This window comes from Aquimarina sp. I32.4 (genome assembly GCF_002924285.1).
Lineage (GTDB): Bacteria > Bacteroidota > Bacteroidia > Flavobacteriales > Flavobacteriaceae > Aquimarina.
Genome location: NZ_PGUB01000213.1, coordinates 1 through 2,504, shown reverse-complemented (window position 1 = coordinate 2,504; position 2,504 = coordinate 1). Strand labels below are relative to the sequence as shown.

2 protein-coding genes are annotated in these 2,504 nt (G+C 33.3%); one reads left to right on the top strand and one right to left on the bottom strand.

Going from position 1 to position 2,504, the window contains the following annotated elements; genetic code table 11:
* The first annotated feature begins 236 nt into the window (after positions 1–236).
* Positions 237–1,112, top strand: a complete 876-nt coding sequence (locus CVD18_RS21995) for an Abi family protein (RefSeq protein ID WP_103867598.1) — start codon at positions 237–239, stop codon at positions 1,110–1,112.
* Positions 1,113–1,404: 292 nt separating this feature from the next.
* Here the strand turns inward: CVD18_RS21995 and ltrA are convergent.
* Positions 1,405–2,504 (bottom strand): group II intron reverse transcriptase/maturase (ltrA, locus tag CVD18_RS21990; RefSeq protein WP_103867514.1); only part of this gene is annotated, 1,100 nt, incomplete at its 5' end.

Sequence of the window (2,504 nt, the reverse complement as noted above, 5' to 3'; positions counted from 1 at the left end):
AAAAATCTAAAAGATTTACTAAATTAGCTCCTCACATAAGAAATATATAGTTACCATGGTAACTATATATTCATGTTGCCAACAATATAAACTGAACCATTTCATTAGAGAATTCCGAACTAAATCTCTTCTATTTCAACCGTTTTTGTTACTGATTAATAAACCTACAACTTTATATGTTAATTCTTATCTTTAGATTTTTTTACAAAATTAAATGATTACATCTTTTTAAATAAATGGCAGGAATAGTAACAAGTGTAGAAAACCAGATGAAAAAGCTTCGTGATAGAGGTATGGATTTGGACTTAGAAGAAGACAAAATAAAAGAAATACTACTAGACATTGGTTACTATCGGTTAGGATTTTACTGGCATCCTTTCGAAGTTGATGCAGACCACAATTTTGCACAAGGAACTAAGTTTTCAACTGTGATTGACCTGTATTATTTAGATGTAGATTTAAGATATTTATTGATTAAATATATAAATAGGTTAGAATTAAACTTTAGGACTAATCTTATTTATTGGGCTTCTATGCATTACGATGATAATGCAATTTGGTATACAGATACTGCAATAATGGCGGAAGAATATTTAAAAGATATAAAATCACATTACAATAAGAATTTTAAGAAAAAGAATATCCAAATTAGTAAGCACCACGCTAAATATCCAGATGATAAATATGCACCTTGTTGGAAAACTTTTGAATATTATACATTCGGCTCAATAGTGAAAGTATTTGAACATATTATCGACCAAGATGTTAGGAAAGAAATTTCTTTACAGTATGCTATTAAGAAACCTGATAGACTTCAAAACTTTTTAGATACTTTGGTCTTTGTTCGTAATAGTTGTGCACATAGTGGCGTGATATTTGATTTACATATAGACGAAGGAGTAAGTGGTGTTCCAGAAATGCCTTTCAACAATGATTATAGCCATAGCTTAGATTCAGCAATTAAAGCATTGCTTTATTTAATGAATAATATTTCGAGCAATCGAAAGAATGAATTAGAAGAAAAATTAGTTGAATTATTCAATAAATTCGCGAAAAATGACATTATAAAAGATATCATCGAAAGTAAATTAGGATATAGTTATGATGATTAATTTATAAAATAGTTGTATATTTGCAACTCAATAGTGTCCCATTAGTCATTTGCATTCGTGGTGCACTTAAAAAAAATAAACAACCTCAGATACTGTCTGAGGTTTTTTTATGCTCTAATTTTACTTGGATATCAACAATTTGACATCCTTAAAATATAAAGTTCTGGCAAATAAATCAACTTTTGAACTGAACAATAAATACTGTTGGCAATCGTGTAGATGGCTCCGCCATCATTAGATAGCGGAGTGCACCTCACACACCACCTGCCATACGGGTCTCGTAACAGGCGGTTCACCAAATCGAAGTTTGCTCCTTATTTAAGTAGTCAATCATAGGAACGTATCCTTTTCTTTTGAGTCTGGATATGGTAATGGTAGTACCTAGTATAGGACTTTGAGCTACTGCCCAACCTCCCATTCGGGTTCGACTCCAAGCATATGCTTGTCCATGTTTAATCCCTAATCGAATCAGATTCTTACGTTTTCTCTCTACCTTTTTCCAATCATGCCAAATACAATACCGTAACCGATTACGTAGCCACTCATCTAACTTTTTCAGCTTGGTATAGCTGTTGGTTAAACGATAATTGTTTACCCATCCTCTACAGACTTTGGTAATTCTACCCAATCGCTCGACTAATGACATTGGCTTGGTTTTCTTGGTCAAACCTTTAAGATTACGCTTAAATTTATTCCAACTACTTTTACTAACAACCAACTGGTACTGTCCTTTTATGCCTTTCTTGTAGATCGGCACAAATCCATGCCCTAGCAACTCGAAATTCACAGGTCTGCGTATACCGCTTTTTGCCTTGTTTATTGGTAATTTAAGTCTTTCTCTTAGAAAAACATAAATCCTGTTTCCAACTTCTTTAGCTTTGCTTTTAGATTTTGTATAGATACTAAAATCATCTGCATATCGAACATAACGAAGACCTTGTCTTTCCAGTTCCTTATCCAAAACATCTAACATAATATTAGATAATAATGGACTTAGTGGGCTTCCTTGAGGGATGCCTCTTCGGCGTTTATAAAACCTACCATCTATAACAATGGGAGATCGTAGCCATTTACGAATCAATCGAAGGGTAATCGGACATGGTACCTTGTTGTAAATTAATTGTAGTAAAATACTGTGATCTACCTTATCAAAAAATCCTTCTAAATCAATATCTACAATATCCTGAAATCCATCGTTGATGTACCTCTGTGCTTGTAGTACTGCTTTATGGATGTTCTTCTTTGGACGGAAACCATAACTAAACGATTCAAAATCATATTCGAACTTTGTCATTAGTTGTTGGCTTACCGCTTGTTGCAAACACCTATCTACTACTGTTGGAATACCCAAAAGTCTGGTTTTACCTTGACCTTTGGGGATACGGACTCCTA

Coding starts and splice junctions, on each gene's coding strand:
- CVD18_RS21995 (WP_103867598.1), top strand. CDS start 237: ATGGCAGGAATAGTAACAAGTGTAGAAAACCAGATGAAAAAGCTTCGT.